The organism is Falsiroseomonas oleicola (assembly GCF_019029495.1).
Classification (GTDB): Bacteria; Pseudomonadota; Alphaproteobacteria; order Acetobacterales; family Acetobacteraceae; genus Falsiroseomonas; species Falsiroseomonas oleicola.
Genome location: NZ_JAERQM010000008.1, coordinates 221847 through 236926, shown reverse-complemented (window position 1 = coordinate 236926; position 15080 = coordinate 221847). Strand labels below are relative to the sequence as shown.

General features: G+C 69.1%; 14 protein-coding genes. 13 read left to right on the top strand and 1 reads right to left on the bottom strand.

The annotated features are described in order from the left end of the window. Positions 1-80: 80 nt before the first annotated feature. The 13 genes from JJQ90_RS23350 to mnhG all read left to right on the top strand — a co-directional run bounded on the left by JJQ90_RS23350 (position 81) and on the right by mnhG (position 13332). The gene (locus tag JJQ90_RS23350) at positions 81-398 is read left to right on the top strand and encodes a periplasmic substrate-binding domain-containing protein (RefSeq protein WP_216878687.1); all 318 of its coding nucleotides are present in this window, start codon (positions 81-83) and stop codon (positions 396-398) included. A 13-nt stretch (positions 399-411) separates the two neighbouring features. After that, positions 412-1416: an ABC transporter permease gene (locus JJQ90_RS23345; RefSeq protein WP_216878686.1), complete on the top strand. Its 1005-nt coding sequence runs from the start codon at positions 412-414 to the stop codon at positions 1414-1416. Continuing rightward, positions 1416-2267, top strand: coding sequence for an ABC transporter permease (locus JJQ90_RS23340; protein WP_216878685.1), 852 nt, complete (start codon positions 1416-1418; stop codon positions 2265-2267). Before JJQ90_RS23345 ends, JJQ90_RS23340 begins: the two co-directional genes overlap by 1 nt. Beyond that, positions 2257-3267 carry an ABC transporter ATP-binding protein gene (locus tag JJQ90_RS23335; protein ID WP_216878684.1) on the top strand — a complete coding sequence of 337 codons (1011 nt, stop codon included), beginning with the start codon at positions 2257-2259 and terminating at the stop codon, positions 3265-3267. Before JJQ90_RS23340 ends, JJQ90_RS23335 begins: the two co-directional genes overlap by 11 nt. After that, a complete protein-coding gene (locus JJQ90_RS23330) occupies positions 3264-4229 on the top strand; it encodes an ABC transporter ATP-binding protein (protein WP_329959504.1) in 966 nt (321 codons plus the stop codon). Before JJQ90_RS23335 ends, JJQ90_RS23330 begins: the two co-directional genes overlap by 4 nt. A 95-nt stretch (positions 4230-4324) precedes the next feature. Continuing rightward, entirely contained in the window at positions 4325-6520 is a 2196-nt protein-coding gene (locus JJQ90_RS23325; RefSeq protein WP_216878683.1) for a PAS domain S-box protein, read from the top strand. A gap of 177 nt (positions 6521-6697) precedes the next feature. Further along, complete coding sequence (locus JJQ90_RS23320; protein WP_216878682.1) at positions 6698-7162, top strand: PTS sugar transporter subunit IIA; 465 nt, start codon at positions 6698-6700, stop codon at positions 7160-7162. Continuing rightward, complete coding sequence (locus tag JJQ90_RS23315) at positions 7162-10134, top strand: monovalent cation/H+ antiporter subunit A (RefSeq protein ID WP_216878681.1); 2973 nt, start codon at positions 7162-7164, stop codon at positions 10132-10134. Before JJQ90_RS23320 ends, JJQ90_RS23315 begins: the two co-directional genes overlap by 1 nt. Further along, positions 10134-10478 carry a Na+/H+ antiporter subunit C gene (locus JJQ90_RS23310; RefSeq protein WP_216878680.1) on the top strand — a complete coding sequence of 115 codons (345 nt, stop codon included), beginning with the start codon at positions 10134-10136 and terminating at the stop codon, positions 10476-10478. The genes JJQ90_RS23315 and JJQ90_RS23310 overlap by 1 nt, the downstream gene beginning before the upstream one ends. Before the next feature lie 127 nt (positions 10479-10605). Then, on the top strand, positions 10606-12195 hold the full coding sequence (locus tag JJQ90_RS23305) for a monovalent cation/H+ antiporter subunit D (RefSeq protein ID WP_216878679.1): 1590 nt from the start codon (positions 10606-10608) through the stop codon (positions 12193-12195). Then, positions 12192-12680, top strand: coding sequence for a Na+/H+ antiporter subunit E (locus JJQ90_RS23300; protein WP_216878678.1), 489 nt, complete (start codon positions 12192-12194; stop codon positions 12678-12680). The genes JJQ90_RS23305 and JJQ90_RS23300 overlap by 4 nt, the downstream gene beginning before the upstream one ends. After that, positions 12677-12970: a K+/H+ antiporter subunit F gene (locus JJQ90_RS23295; RefSeq protein WP_216878677.1), complete on the top strand. Its 294-nt coding sequence runs from the start codon at positions 12677-12679 to the stop codon at positions 12968-12970. The genes JJQ90_RS23300 and JJQ90_RS23295 overlap by 4 nt, the downstream gene beginning before the upstream one ends. Beyond that, entirely contained in the window at positions 12967-13332 is a 366-nt protein-coding gene (gene mnhG, locus JJQ90_RS23290; protein WP_216878676.1) for a monovalent cation/H(+) antiporter subunit G, read from the top strand. Before JJQ90_RS23295 ends, mnhG begins: the two co-directional genes overlap by 4 nt. A gap of 28 nt (positions 13333-13360) precedes the next feature. Here the strand turns inward: mnhG and JJQ90_RS23285 are convergent, their stop codons facing one another. Then, a complete protein-coding gene (locus JJQ90_RS23285; protein ID WP_216878675.1) occupies positions 13361-14983 on the bottom strand; it encodes an ABC-F family ATP-binding cassette domain-containing protein in 1623 nt (540 codons plus the stop codon). Positions 14984-15080: the final 97 nt, after the last annotated feature.

The window sequence follows — 15080 nt, the reverse complement described above, 5'->3', positions numbered from 1 at the left end:
CCAGCGCCGGAGGGGATCGAACGCGACCGCGTCTCCCTTACAGCGCCGGCCGCCCCCGTCCGCGCCATCCAGCAGCCTTCATGAATTATGCGGGCTACTACGCCGATCCGAACAACTGGGCCGGCGAAATCCTGCACAGCAACCGCCAGCGTGGCAGCAATGCCAGCTACTATACGAATCCGGAAGTCGACCGCCTGCTGGACGAGGCGCTGGCCACCCCGGATCAGGCGAAGCGGGAGCCCCTGTATCAGCAGGTGGCGCGCATTTCGTCGGAGGATGCGGCGGCGATCTTCATCCACAACACCAAGTGGTACGGACCCTTCCGCAAGAATGTCAGCGGCGTGCGGTTCTGCCCGATCGGCGATGGGCAGGAAATGCGCTGGCTTCGCGTGACGTGAGCTTGCGCACCCGGTGAGGATCCTTGTCCTGGTCGTCAACCGCATGGTCTGGTTCATCCCGACCCTGCTCGGTCTTCTCGCGATCGTCTTCTTCATCTCGCATGTGATCCCGGCCGATCCGGCGGCCTTCGCGGCGGGGGAGAATGCCTCCGCCGCCACCATCGCGGAGATGCGCCAGCGCCTCGGCCTGGATCAGCCGATGCATATCCAGTTCCTGCGCTATGTGATGTCCATCTTCACCGGCGACATGGGCAACAGCATCTATACCGGCCGCCCGGTGGTGGAGGATCTGCTGAGCCGCCTGCCGGCGACGCTGGAACTCACGCTGGTCACGGTGGTGGTGTCCACACTTGTCGGCGTGCCGCTCGGCGTCATCGCGGCGCTGCGGCGCAATTCCTGGGTGGACCATGCGCTGCGCCTCATCACCATCGCCGGGCTGGCCATCGCCAGCTTCTGGTTCGCCATCCTGCTGCAGCTGCTGTTCTCGATGCGACTGGGCTGGACGCCGCTGACCGGCCGCGTGGAGGGTTGGGGGCCGGAGCCGATCACCGGCTTCTACCTGATCGATTCCCTCATCAACCAGGACATGACGACGCTGGTCGATGCGCTGCATCACCTGGTGCTGCCGGTGGCGACGCTGGCGGTACCGGCGGCGGCGACCATCGTGCGCTTCACCCGCGCCGGCGTGCTGAACGCGCTGGAAAGCAGCTACGTGCTGTATGAGACAGCGATGGGCTATCCGCGCTGGCAGATCGTGTGGAAATACGTGCTGCGCAACGCGCTGATCGGCACCGTCACGCAGATCGGCCTGATCTTCGGCATATTGCTGGCCGGCGCGGTGGTGGTGGAGGCGGTGTTCGACTGGCCGGGGCTTGGCATGTTCGCTGTGAATTCCATCCTCAACTCGGACTACAACGCCGTCATGGGCTTCACGCTGATCGCCGGCACCATGTTCATCGTGGTCAATCTGCTGGTCGATATCCTGCAGGGGCTGATCGACCCGCGGGAGACCCGCTGATGTGGCGTGTATTGCGCAAGCTGGCGGAGGACCGGGCCTCGATGCTCGGCCTCTGCATGATCCTGCTGGTGGTACTGGCGGCGATCCTGGCGCCGATCCTTGCCACCCATCCGGGCGACGTCAACCAGTTCCACACCGCCATCCGCCTCAGCCCCCCCAATGCGGAGAACTGGCTGGGCACGGACCGCATGGGCAGCGACATCTATTCGCGGCTGCTGTTCGGTGCGCGCATCACCCTGACCATCGCCGTCGTTGCCATTCTGGTCGCGGTGCTGATCGGCGTGCCCATCGGCCTGATCGCCGGCTATTACGAGGGTCTTGGCAGTGACATCCTGATGCGCGGCTCGGATGTCTTCCTCGCCGTGCCGCAGATCGTGCTGGCCATTGCCATCGCCCAGACCCTCGGCCCCTCGATCGAGAACGTCATCCTGGCGCTGTCCGTCACCTATTGGCCCTTCTGGGCGCGGCTGGTCTATGCCGAGACGCGATCCTGCAAGAACGAGACCTTCGTGGAGGCCGCGATCGCGCTGGGCTGTTCGCCGTGGCGGGTGATGGTGCTGCATATCCTGCCCTCGATCTCCTCCTCCATCATCGTGCGCACCACCATCGGCATGGGCGGCACCATCCTCACTGCCGCGACGCTTGGCTTCCTCGGTCTGGGTCCGCCGCCGCCGACGCCGGAATGGGGGCGCACCATCGCGGAATCGCGCGAATTCCTTCCCATGGCCTGGTGGTATGCGGCCTTCCCGGGGCTTGCCATCCTGGTGGTGGTGATGGGCTTCAACCTGCTGGGCGACGGGCTGCGCGACGTGCTGGACCCCCGGCTGAGGCGGGCCGCGCGTGGACGCTGACCTCATCACCGTGCGTGACCTGCGTGTCTCCTTCGCCTCCGATGCCGGAATCGCGCGGGTGCTGGATGGCGTGCAATGTGGCATCCGCGCCGGCGAAATCCGCGGGCTGGTCGGCGAATCCGGCTGCGGCAAGACCACGCTGGCGCGCGCCATCCTCGGCATCCTGCCGCGCAATGCGGCGCGCATCGATTCCGGCACGGTGATGTTCGGCGGCCGCAACCTGCTCGACCTGCCGGAGGACCGGCTGGCGGCGGAGGTGCGGGGGCGGGAGATCGCCTATATCCCGCAGGACCCTTCCACCGCCTTCAACCCGGTCTTCACCATCGGCACGCAGATCGCCGACCTGATGCGCTGGAAATCACCCCTGGCCCGCGCCGCCAATCCGCCCAGCGGCCGTGCGCGGCGGGAGGCCGACCTGGCCCGGGTGATCGAGCTGCTGCGCCTGGTGCAACTGCCGAATCCGGAGGCGCTGCTGCGCAAGTATCCGCATGAGGTCTCGGGCGGCCAGCGCCAGCGGCTGATGATCGCCATGGCGCTGCTGCCGGAGCCGAAGCTGGTCATCGCCGACGAGCCGACCACGGCGCTGGATGTCACGGTGCAGGCGCAGATCCTGAAGCTGCTGAAGCAGCTCGCCCGCGAACGCAATGTCGCCGTGCTGTTCACCACCCACGACCTCGGCGCCGCCTACGAAATCTGCGACCGCATCACCGTGATGTATGCGGGGCAGGAGGTGGAGGAGGCGCCGGTCAGCGAATTCTTCGACCGCCCGAGCCACCCCTATACCCGCAAGCTGCTGGACAGCCTGCCCTCCGCCGAGACCGGGCTGCGCGGCATTCCGGGGGAGATTCCCCGCCTGATCGACCCGCCCGCCGGCTGCCGCTTCAACCCCCGCTGCGAACGCGCCAGCGACCTGTGCCGCACCGACCGCCCGCCGCCCGAGCCGGTCAGCCCCGGCCATATGGTGCGCTGCCACCATCGTCTGACGGAATTTTCCGCGTGAACGCGCCGATTCTGGAGGTACGGAACCTCCGAAAGTACTTCCCCGTGCGCAACCTGTGGAAGCGCCGCATCGGCTGGCTGAAGGCGCTGGACGATGTGTCCTTCGACGTGCAGCCGGGGGAAATCCTGGGCATCGTCGGCGAATCCGGCTGCGGCAAGTCCACCCTCGGCAAGACGCTGATGGGCATCCACACGGCGACGCAGGGGCAAGTGGTGTTCCAGGGCCGCGACATTGCGAAGCTGCGCCCGCACCAGAGCCGCGACCTGCGCCAGCATCTGCAGTACTGCTACCAGGACCCGGGCGCCTCGCTCGACCCGCGCTGGACCATCCGCGCCTCCCTGCACGAGCCGCTGATCGTGCATACCGCGCTGAAGGAGCCGGAGCGGGAGCAGCGGGTGCGGGAAATCCTGGCCGCGGTCGGGCTGCCGGCGACGCATCTCGACCTCTATCCGCATGAGATCAGCGGCGGGCAGCAGCGGCGCGTCGGGCTGGCGCGCATCCTGACGCTCAAACCCTCCGTCGTGATCCTGGACGAGCCGACCTCGGGGCTGGATGTCTCGGTCCAGGCGGTGATCCTGAAGCTGTTCCTGTCCTTGCAGCAGCAGTTCGGCCTGACCTATCTGTTCGTCTCGCATGACCTGTCCGTGGTGCGGATGATCTGCGACCGCGTGGCGGTGATGTATCTCGGCCGGGTGGTGGAGATCGGGGAGACGGCGAAGGTCTTCCACAGCCCCCGCCACCCCTATACGCAGTCCCTGCTGGCGGCGATTCCGAAGATCGGCGGGCCGCGGGTGACCGATACCTTCTCCCTGGAGGGGGAGCCGCCGAGCCCCACCAGCCTGCCATCGGGCTGCCGCTTCCGCACCCGTTGCCCGAAGGCGCAGGCGATCTGCGCGGAGCGTGACCCGGCGCTGCGGGCCGACTGGCCGGGCCAGGCGGCGGCCTGCCATTTCGCGGAATGAGCATCCGGGCAGGGTCTTCGCGTCCTGGTTGACTCGCCTGGGCGGCGGGCGCGACATAGCTTGGCATGGCCCCTCCCAGGACCCGCAATGTTGCGTTGACGGAGCCCCTCGCAGCCTTCATCGAGGCCGAGGTCGCGGGCGGTCGCCATGCCAGTGCGGAGGACGTCGTCGCGACGGCGTTGCGCCTGTTGCAGTCACAGGCGGCTCCGGCGGAGGACAACCTGTTCCGCCAGTTGGCCGAGGATGCGCCCGCCTTGCTGTGGATGGGCGATGCCGGGGGGCATTGCGTCTATCTGAACCGGGCGCTGCGCGACTTCTGGGGCGTGCCGCCCGGCGGTTTGGCCGGCTTCGACTGGTTCTCCACCCTGCATCCGGACGATGCCGCCGCGCTCGCGGAACCCTTCACCACCGGCATGCGGCTGCGCCAGGGTTTTGTGGCGGAGGCCCGCTACCGCCATGCCGGTGGCGGCTGGCGCTGGCTGCGCACGGAGGCGCGGCCGCGCTTTTCCACCGAGGGCCACTTCCTCGGCATGATCGGCGTGAATGTCGACCTGACGGAACAGCGCGAGGCGGAGGCGGCGCGGCGCGACCTGCTGGAGACGCTCGACCTTGCCAGCGTGCTGGTGCGCGACATGGATGGCACGATCCGCTTCTGGGCGGCAGGCTGCACCGATATCTATGGCTGGACGGCGGCGGAGGCGCTGGGGCAGTCGGCCCATGCGCTGCTCGACAGCCGCTTCCCCATCGCGCATGCGGCGATCGAGGCGCAGTTGCTGCGGGGCGAGCATTGGCAGGGCGATGTGGCGCAGCGCCACCGCGATGGCAGCCTGCGCACCGTTTCCATCCGCAAGGCGCTGCGCCGGGACGCGGCGGGGCGGCCGGTGGCGGTGACGGAAAGCGTGACGGATGTCACCAGCCTGCGCGAGGCGGAGCAGAAGGCGCGGGAGAGTGAGGCGCGGCAGCGGGCGCTGTTCGATGCCGCCCCCTTCGCGGTGATCGTCATCGACCCGGTGAGCCATGCGATCCTGGAGGTGAACGAGCGGGCCTGCACCGATTACGGCTACAGCCGCGAGGCCTTCCTGCGCCTGCACATCGGCGATGTCGACGCGCTGGGCAGTTCCTGTCCCATCCGCGCCCGTGGGCGGCAATGCGTGGCGGGCCCGGGCGCGCAGGAATTCGAGGCACGACACCGCCTCAGCAACGGTACCATCCGGGACGTGCTGGTGCGGGTGCAGGGCGTCCGGGCCGGTGGGCGCGACATGACCTATGGCGCCCATATCGACATCACCGATCGCAAGGCGGCGGAGGCTGCGCTGCGCGCCAGTGAGGCCCGGCTGCGCCTGGCGCTGGAGGCGGTGGGCTTCGGCATCTGGGAATATGATGTCCAGCGTGGGGTCGGCCGCGCGAAGGGGATGCCGGCGGATATCGTGCCCGAGGCCGGTCCCGGGGAGCAGTCGCTGGAGGAGTGGCTCCGCCCCATGCACCCGGAGGATCGCCCACTGGTGGAGGCCGGGATGGCGGCGATTCTGCGCGGCGATATCGCCCGCTGCGATGTGGAGGTGCGCCTTTCGCGCCGGGATGGCTGCTGGCGTTGGATCGCCTCCCGCGGCGCGGTCGTGGAGACCGACGAGGAGGGGCGGCCCCGCACCCTGGCCGGCGTCGCCCGCGACATCACCGACCAGCGCGAGGCTGCGGAGCGGCAGACGCTGCTGGCGCGGGAGGTGGACCACCGGGCCAAGAATGCGCTGGCCGTGGTGCAGGCAGCGTTGCGGCTGACCAAGGCACCGGACCTGCCAAGCTACATCAAGGCGATCGAGGGCCGGGTCGCGGCGCTGGCCCGGACCCAGACCCTGCTGGCCGAGAATCGCTGGGGCGGTGCTGACCTCTCCACCCTTCTGCGGGGCGAGATCGCCCCTTTCGTCGTCGGCCAGCGGGTGACCCTGGAAGGACCGGAGGTGGTGCTTGGCCCGGCCCTGGCGCAGGCCCTCGCCATGGCCTTCCACGAGTTGGCGACCAATGCTGTGAAGCACGGCGCGCTGTCCGTCGCCGCGGGGCGGGTGCGTGTGGCCTGGGACTGGCAGGAGACGAAGCCAGGGCGGCTGCGGCTGCGCTGGATGGAAAGCGAGGGACCGCCCCTGCCAGCCCCGCCGCAGCGTCGGGGCTTCGGGTCCCGCGTGCTGGATGCCACGCTGTCCAGGCAATTGGGCGGTGCGGTGCGGCTGGACTGGCAGGCAACCGGGCTGGTCTGCGAGATGGAAGTGCCCTTGCCGAGCGCCGCGCCGGGGGGCTGATGGCCCCAGCCGAAAATTGCCGGATCTTCACCTTCGGGCTAAAGCCGGCCCCGCGAAATCGTCGTCCCTGCGCGAACTTGATGACACGGCCTACAACCTTCCCCTGGTCGCGGTCTCCTGGCTGGCGCATGACCGATGGGCGGAATCACCGAACGGCCAGCGGCCGGGGAGCACTTGATGCGGGTCACCGATCTGCTGTCTGCGGACCATATCCTTCTCGACCTCGCCTCGCCGAGCCGGAAGGCGCTGCTGCAGACCCTGGCCGCGGAGGCCGCGCGCCGGCTCGGCCGGGATGAGCAGGAGGTCCTGGCCGCCCTGCAGGCGCGCGAACGCCTGGGCACCACCGCGCTCGGCCGCGGCGTGGCCCTGCCGCATGCCCGGCTGCCCGGGGAAGACCCGCCGCTGATGATCTTCGCCCGGCTGCAGCGCCCGGTGGATTTCGAGGCGCGGGACGAGGAGCCGGTGGACCTGGTCTTCGCCGTGCTCTGGCCGGAATCGCAGCCGGAGGGCTTCCTGCCGGCGCTGTCCGAACTGTGCCGGCCGCTGCGCGATCCGCTTTTCCTTCAGAAGCTGCGCCGCGCCGGGACGGCGGAGGATGTCTCGGCGCTGCTGCGGCAGGGTGGGGCGGCGGCGGAGGAGTGATGCCGGATCAGCTTCTTCTCGCGGTCCTGGTCGGGCTGCCCTTCGCCGGCGCGCTGGTCGCCATGCTGCTGCCGACCCATGCGCGCGATGCCGCGGGCTGGCTGGCCGGCGGCGTCACGCTGGTGGCGCTTGCGCTGGTCTGGGTGGCCTATCCCACCGTCTCGCTCGGCGGGGTGCTGCGGGCGGAGATCGGCTGGATGCCGACGCTCGGGCTTGACCTGTCGCTGCGGCTCGATGGCTTCGCCTGGCTGTTCGCCGGGCTGATCGCCGGCATCGGCTTCCTGGTGGTGCTCTACGCCCGCTACTACATGTCCCGTGAAGACCCGGTGCCGCGCTTCTTCGCCTTCCTGCTGGCCTTCATGGGCTCCATGATGGGCGTGGTGCTGTCCGGCAACCTGATCCAGCTTGTCTTCTTCTGGGAGCTGACCAGCCTCTTCTCCTTCCTGCTGATCGGCTATTGGCACCACACCCAGGCGGCGCGGGATGGCGCGCGCATGGCGCTGACCGTCACCGCCATGGGCGGGCTGGCGCTGTTCGCCGGCGTGCTGGTGCTGGGGCAGATCGTCGGCAGCTACGACCTGGACCGCGTGCTGGCGGCGGGCGACGTGATCCGCGCACACCGCTTCTACGAGCCGATGCTGGTGCTGATCCTGCTCGGCGCCCTGACCAAAAGCGCGCAGTTCCCCTTCCATTTCTGGCTGCCGCACGCGATGGCGGCACCGACCCCGGTTTCGGCCTATCTGCATTCGGCGACGCTGGTGAAGGCGGGCGTGTTCCTGATGGCGCGGCTCTGGCCGGTGCTGGCGGGGACGGATGCCTGGTTCTGGATCGTCGGCGGGGCCGGGCTCATCACCCTGCTGATCGGCGCCTATATCGCCATCTTCCAGCACGACCTGAAGGGACTGCTGGCCTATTCCACCATCAGCCATCTGGGGCTGATCACCCTGCTGCTGGGGCTGAACAGCGACCTCGCCATGGTCGCGGCGATCTTCCACATCCTGAACCATGCGGCCTTCAAGGCCTCCCTGTTCATGGCGGCCGGCATCATCGACCATGAGACCGGCACGCGGGACATAAGGCGATTGTCGGGGCTGAACCGGTCGATGCCCTTCACCGCCCGGCTGGCGCTGGTGGCGTCTGCCGCCATGGCCGGCGTGCCGCTGCTGAACGGCTTCATCTCCAAGGAGATGTTCTTCGCCGAGGCGCTGACCGCCCAGGGGCCGTTTGCCACGCCGCTCGGCCTGCTGCCGCTGTTCGCCATGCTGGCCAGCGCCTTCGCCGTGACCTACTCGCTGCGCTTCCTGCATGGTGCCTTCTTCGGCCCGGACCCGGTGGACCTGCCGCAGACGCCGCATGAGCCGGCGGCCTGGATGCGCTTTCCGGTCGAGATCCTGGTGCTGGCCTGCATCATGGTGGGCGTGCTGCCGGCGGCCACCATCGGGCCCTTCCTCGACATGGGCGCCCGCGCGGTGCTGGGGGATGCGACGCCGGTCTACAGCCTGAGCATCTGGCACGGCTTCAACCTGCCGCTGGTGATGAGCATCATCGCCCTGGTGGGCGGCGTGCTGCTGTACCTCGCCCTGCAGCGCTACCTGCAAAGCGGGCGGGAGGGCGTGCCGCTGCTGCGCGGGATCGAGGGCCGGCGGCTGTTCGAACGCACGATGGTGTTCCTGTCCTGGCGCCTGGCGCGGACGCTGGAGGGGCTGCTCGGCACCCGTCGGCTGCAGCAGCAGTTGCGCCTGACGATGGGTGTCGCCGTCTTCGCCGCCGGCTGGGCGGTGTGGCATCGTGGTTTCTTCCAGGGCAATGTCCCGGCCACCCCGGTCGATCCGGTCATTGCTTTGGTCTGGCTGGTCGGCGCCGGCTGCGCGCTGGGCGCGGCCTGGATGGCAAAGTACCACCGGCTGGCGGCGCTGATCCTGCTGGGGGGCGCCGGCCTGGTGGTCTGCATCACCTATGTCTGGTTCTCCGCCCCCGATCTCGCGGTGACGCAGTTGCTGGTGGAGGTCGTGACCACCGTGCTGCTGCTGCTCGGCCTGCGCTGGCTGCCGAAGCGGCTGGGTGCCGGGGCGGGGTCGCCGGTGGAGGTTGTCAGCCTGTCGCGCCGGCTGCGCGACCTGGCGCTGGCCATCGCGGCGGGCGGTGGCATGGCGGCGCTGGCCTATGGCGTGATGACGCGCCTGCCGCCGGAGCTGCTGGCCGACCAGTTCCTGGCGCGGGCCTATACCGAGGGTGGCGGCACCAATGTGGTGAACGTCATCCTGGTGGATTTCCGTGGCTTCGACACGCTGGGGGAGATCGCCGTGCTGGCCGCGGTGGCGCTGACCGTCTTCGCCCTGCTGCGTCGCTTCCGCCCGGCGCCCGACAGTGTGGACCTGCCGGAACAGCAGCGGGAACAGCGCGACCATGACGTCGCCGATCCGCGCCGGCAGGATGGCGACACCGTCTCCGACTGGCTGCTGGTGCCCTCCGTCATCACCCGGATGCTGTTCCCGGTCTTCGGTGTGGTGGCGGTGTATCTGCTGCTGCGCGGCCACGACCTGCCGGGCGGCGGCTTCGCGGCGGGGCTGACCCTGTCGATTGCCTTCCTGCTGCAATACATGATCTGCGGCGCCGACTGGCTGGAGGCGCGGATGGTGCTGCGGCCGCTGCGCTGGATCGGCTTCGGGCTGCTGCTGGCGACCCTGACCGGGGCGGCGGCCTGGCTGTTCGGCCTGCCCTTCCTGACCACCTACTTCGCCTATGCCGATCTCGGCTGGCTCGGCCGCCTGCCGATGGCCAGCGCGCTGATCTTCGACATCGGCATCTTCGCGCTGGTGGTGGGCTCGACGGTGCTGATGCTGATCGCGCTCGCCCACCAATCGATCCGCGGCCACCGCGCCGCCGCCCGGCCGCTGGCGAAACTGCGGGCCACGCCATCCTCGGCGCCAAGCCAGACGGCGCCGGCCTCACCTGGCGCGGGAGGCGTCTGATGGAACTCGTCGTCGCGCTGGGCATCGGGGTGCTGACCGGATCGGGCATGTGGCTGCTGCTGCGGCCGCGCACCTTCCAGGTCATCATGGGGCTGTCGCTGCTGTCCTATGCCGTGAACCTGTTCATCTTCTCCACCGGCGGGCTGCGTACCGGCCTGGCGCCGGTGCTGGAACCCGGCGCTGTGGGCAGCCTCGCCAACCATGCGGACCCGTTGCCGCAGGCCCTGGTGCTGACCGCCATCGTCATCAGCTTCGCCACCACGGCGCTGTTCCTGGTGGTGCTCATCGCCTCCCGCGGCCTGACCGGCACCGACCATGTCGATGGGCGGGAGAGGGAGCGGTGATGTCCCAAGGCCAAATTCCGAACTTGCGGCCGGCACCTTCTGCGGGCCGAGCGGCCGAATGGCCGCCGCGGCAAGTGCCGCGCAGCCAAGCGCGCGGAGCGCGCGCCCGGCGCTTGAGGGCGATGGCATGATGCCTTGGACTTCCCACCTGATGATCGCCCCGATCATCCTGCCGCTGCTGGTTGGCGCGCTGATGGTGCTGGCCGGGGAACGTCGCCGCATGCTGGTGACGGGCCTGGCCATCGCCTCCACCACGGCGCTGGTCGTCATCGCCATCCTGCTTCTGCTGCGCGCCTCGGGGACGGAGGAGACGGCGACGCAGGTCTATCGGCTGGGCAACTGGCCGGCGCAGTTCGGCATCGTGCTGGTGCTGGACCGGCTGTCGGCCCTGATGCTGGTGCTGACCGCCCTGCTTGGCCTCTGCGCGCTGACCTTCGCCCTGGCGCGCTGGCACAAGGCGGGGGCGCATTTCCACCCGCTGTTCCAGTTCCAGCTGATGGGGCTGAACGGCGCCTTCCTGACCGGCGACCTGTTCAACCTGTTCGTTTTCTTCGAGGTGATGCTCGCCGCCTCCTACGGCCTGGTGCTGCATGGCTCGGGCACCGCGCGGGTGCGGGCGGGGCTGCACTACATCGCGATCAACCTCGCCGCCTCGCTGCTGTTCCTCGTGGGCGTCAGCATGCTGTACGGGTTGGTCGGCACGCTGAACATGGCCGACCTCGCCAGCCGTATCCCGGCTTTGCCGGCGCAGGATCGCGGGCTGGTGGAGGCGGGGGCGGCGATCCTCGGCATCGCCTTCCTCATCAAGGCGGGCATGTGGCCGATGGGCTTCTGGCTGCCCACCACCTATGCCGCCGCCAGCGCCCCGGCCGCCGCCATCCTGTCCATCCTCAGCAAGGTCGGCGTCTATGCGCTGCTGCGGATCTGGCTGCTGTTCTTCGGGGAGGGCGCGGGGGATTCGGCCGGCTTCGGCGGCACCTGGCTGGTGGTGGGCGGGCTGCTGACCATCGCCTTCGGCTCCATCGCCGTGCTGGCCACGCAGAACATGGCGCGGCTGGCCGGGGCGGCGGTGCTGGTCTCCTCCGGCACGCTGCTGGCCGCGATCGGCGTCGGCCAGGTGGGGGTGACCGCCGGCGCGCTGTTCTACCTGGCCAGCTCCGTGCCCGGCATCGCCGCGCTGTTCCTGTTGATCGAGTTGGCCGAGCGCGGCCGCGATGTCGGCGCCGACGTGCTGGCGGTGACGCGCGAGGCCTTCGGCGAGGCGGAGGAGGAGGACATGGAGGATGAGGAGATCGGCGTCGCCATCCCCGCCGCCAAGGCCGTGCTGGGCATGAGTTTCTTCGCCTGCGCGCTGCTGCTCGCCGGGCTGCCGCCGCTCTCCGGCTTCCTGGCCAAGTTCGCCATGCTGGCGCCGCTGCTGCCGTCGGAGGGGGAGGCGGGCCTGCTGCGCTGGACCCTGTCCGCCGCGCTGCTGCTGTCGGGGCTGGCCACCATCATCGCCATGACGCGCGCGGGCATCGATGCCTTCTGGGTGACGCCGGAGGGCAACCTGCCGCGCATCGGGCTGATGGAATTCGCCCCGGTGCTGCTGCTGCTGGCGCTGAGCCTGGCGATGACCGTGGGTGCCGGGCCGGTGCTGCAGTACATGCAGGTGACGGCGGATGCGCTGCATGCGCCCACCGCCTATCTGCGCGGCGTGATGGGGGCGATGCCATGAGGCGCCTGCTGCCTTACCCGCTGCTGGCCGCCGCGCTGCTGGTGATGTGGCTGCTGCTGAACCAGACCGTCTCGCCGGGCGCGGCGCTGGTCGGGCTGGCGCTGGCCCTGGCGGCGGGCTGGGTGACGGTGCTGCTGGACGTGCCGCGCGGCCGCTTCCGCCGGCCCCGCGCCGCGCTGCGGCTGGCCTGGGTGGTGATGGTGGAGATCGTCCGCTCCAACAACGCCGTGGCGCGCATCATCCTCGGCCGGCAGGCACGGCAGGGCACTTCCGGCTTCGTACTGATCCCGCTGGACATGCGCGCGCCCTATGGGCTGGCGACGCTGGCCTGCATCCTGACCGCCACGCCGGGCACCGTCTGGGTCGAATATGATTCGGCGCGCAGCACCATGCTGCTGCATGTGCTGGACCTGATCGACGAGCAGCAATGGCTGCACATCGTCAAGGACCGCTACGAACAGCCGCTGATGGAGATTTTCGAATGACCGGTGGGCTTGCCGCTTCAGTGCTGTTCTGGTCGCTGTTCGCGGCGCAGGTCATGCTGGGCCTGGCCCTGGCCTGCTGCGCCTGGCGCCTGCTGCGCGGTCCACGCGCCCAGGACCGGGTGCTGGCGCTGGACACCATGTATGTGACGGCCGCGATCCTGCTGCTGGTCTTCGGCATCCGCACCGGCAGCGACCTGTATTTCGAGGCCGCGCTGGCCATCGCCCTGTTCGGCTTCGTCGCCACCGCGGCGCTGTCGAAATTCCTGATGCGCGGTGAGGTGATCGAATGAACGGCATGGCGGACCTGCCGCTCTGGGCCGCGCTGCCGGTCGCGCTGCTGCTGCTGCTGGGCGCCGCGCTGACCCTGGTGGGCACCTTCGGCCTGGTGCGCCTGCCGAATTTCTACGACCGGGTGCATGCGCCGACGCTGGGCACCACGCTGGGCATCGGCTGCGTGCTGCTGGCCTCCATGCTGTTCTTCTCCGTGCTTCAGACACGGCTGGTGCTGCATGAGGTGCTGATCGCGGTCTTCGTCGTGGTGACCACCCCGGTCACCCTGATGCTGCTGAGCCGCGCCGCCGTCTATCGCGACCGGCGGGAGGGGCGGGAGGATGTGCCCCCGACGCCGGAGCACCACCCACCAGAGGCCTGATCCTCAGGCGTGGCCAGAGGCCTGATCCTCAGGCGTGGAGCCCCGGCGCCTCCTGGCCCGTGCGCGCCACATATTCGGTGTAGCCGCCGGCATAGTCGTGGATGCCCTCCGGCGTCACTTCCAGCACGCGGTTCGACAGGGCGGCCAGGAAGTGGCGGTCATGCGACACGAACAGCATGGTGCCCTCATACTGCGCCAAGGCGGCGATCAGCATTTCCTTGGTGGCCATGTCCAGGTGGTTGGTCGGCTCGTCCAGCACCAGGAAATTGGGCGGGTCGAACAGCATCCGCGCCATCACCAGCCGCGCCTTCTCCCCGCCCGACAGAACCCGGCAAGGCTTGTCCACCTCGTCGCCGGAAAAGCCGAAGCAGCCGGCCAGGGCGCGCAGCGAGCCCTGGTTGGCGCGGGGGAACTCATCCTCCAGCGATTCGAAGACGCTGCGGCTGCCGTCCAGCAATTCCATGGCGTGCTGCGCGAAATAGGCCAGCTTCACACTGCCGCCGAGCGCCACGCTGCCGGCATCCGGCGTGGTCGCGCCGGTCACCAGCTTCAGCAGGGTGGATTTGCCGGCGCCATTGGTGCCCAGCACGCAGCAGCGTTCGCGCCGCCGCACCAGCAGGTCCAGCCCCTGGTAGATCACCCGCTCGCCATAGCTTTTATGCACGCCGCGCAGGGCGGCGACATCGTCGCCGGAACGCTGCGCGGGCAGGAATTCGAAGCTGACGGATTGCCGGCGCTTCGGCGGCTCCACCCGCTCGATCTTGTCGAGCTTCTTCACCCGGCTCTGCACCTGCGCGGCGTGGGAGGCGCGGGCCTTGAAGCGCTCGATGAACTTGATTTCCTTGGCCAGCATCGCCTGCTGGCGCTCGAACTGCGCCTGCTGCTGCTTTTCCGCCATGGCGCGCTGCTGTTCGTAGAATTCGTAGTCGCCGGCATAGCTGGTCAGGCTGCCGCCATCGATATCGATCACCTTGTTGATGATGCGGTTCATGAATTCGCGGTCGTGTGAGGTCAGCAGCAAGGCGCCCTCATGCTGGGCGAGGAACTGTTCCAGCCAGATCAGGCTTTCGAGGTCGAGGTGGTTGCTCGGCTCGTCCAGCAGCATGACATCGGGGCGCATCAGCAGGATGCGGGCCAGGGCCACGCGCATCTTCCAGCCACCGGAGAGCGCGCCGACATCGCCATCCATCATCGCCTGGCTGAAGGACAGGCCGGCCAGCACCTCCCGCGCCTTGCCTTCCAGCGCGTAGCCGCCCAGCTCCTCGAACCGCGCCTGCACCTCCCCGAAGCGTTCGATGAGCTGGTCCATCTCATCGGCCCGGTCGGGGTCGGTGAAGGCGGCCTCCAGCTCCCGCAACTCGGCGGCGATGGTGCTGACATCGCCGGCGCCGTCCATGACTTCCGCCACGGCGGAACGGCCCGACATCTCGCCCACATCCTGGCTGAAGAAGCCGATGGTGATGCCGCGATCGACCAGGATCAGCCCCTCATCCGGGGGTTCCTGGCCGGTGATCATGCGGAACAGTGTGCTCTTGCCCGCGCCGTTGGGGCCAACCAGGCCGATCTTCTCGCCCTTCTGGAGGGCGGCCGAGGCCTCGATGAACAGAAGCTGGCGGCCGTTCTGCTTGCTGATATTGTCCAGGCGGATCATCGGTCGGTCGGGCGCTCACGGTGTTTCGGGGCGCCTTATGGCATGGACCCCAACTTATACCAGCGGGTCGGTCGCATGACCGGTCCGAGCGCCCGGA

What these genes read in the sequence shown, in the direction of transcription:
- JJQ90_RS23300 (WP_216878678.1), top strand. Translation starts at nt 12,192, where the DNA reads ATGAGGCGCCTGCTGCCTTACCCGCTGCTGGCCGCCGCGCTGCTGGTG.
- JJQ90_RS23315 (WP_216878681.1), top strand. Translation starts at nt 7,162, where the DNA reads ATGCCGGATCAGCTTCTTCTCGCGGTCCTGGTCGGGCTGCCCTTCGCC.
- JJQ90_RS23320 (WP_216878682.1), top strand. Translation starts at nt 6,698, where the DNA reads ATGCGGGTCACCGATCTGCTGTCTGCGGACCATATCCTTCTCGACCTC.
- JJQ90_RS23305 (WP_216878679.1), top strand. Translation starts at nt 10,606, where the DNA reads ATGATGCCTTGGACTTCCCACCTGATGATCGCCCCGATCATCCTGCCG.
- JJQ90_RS23310 (WP_216878680.1), top strand. Translation starts at nt 10,134, where the DNA reads ATGGAACTCGTCGTCGCGCTGGGCATCGGGGTGCTGACCGGATCGGGC.
- JJQ90_RS23295 (WP_216878677.1), top strand. Translation starts at nt 12,677, where the DNA reads ATGACCGGTGGGCTTGCCGCTTCAGTGCTGTTCTGGTCGCTGTTCGCG.
- mnhG (WP_216878676.1), top strand. Translation starts at nt 12,967, where the DNA reads ATGAACGGCATGGCGGACCTGCCGCTCTGGGCCGCGCTGCCGGTCGCG.
- JJQ90_RS23285 (WP_216878675.1), bottom strand. Translation starts at nt 14,983, where the DNA reads ATGATCCGCCTGGACAATATCAGCAAGCAGAACGGCCGCCAGCTTCTG.
- JJQ90_RS23350 (WP_216878687.1), top strand. Translation starts at nt 81, where the DNA reads ATGAATTATGCGGGCTACTACGCCGATCCGAACAACTGGGCCGGCGAA.
- JJQ90_RS23340 (WP_216878685.1), top strand. Translation starts at nt 1,416, where the DNA reads ATGTGGCGTGTATTGCGCAAGCTGGCGGAGGACCGGGCCTCGATGCTC.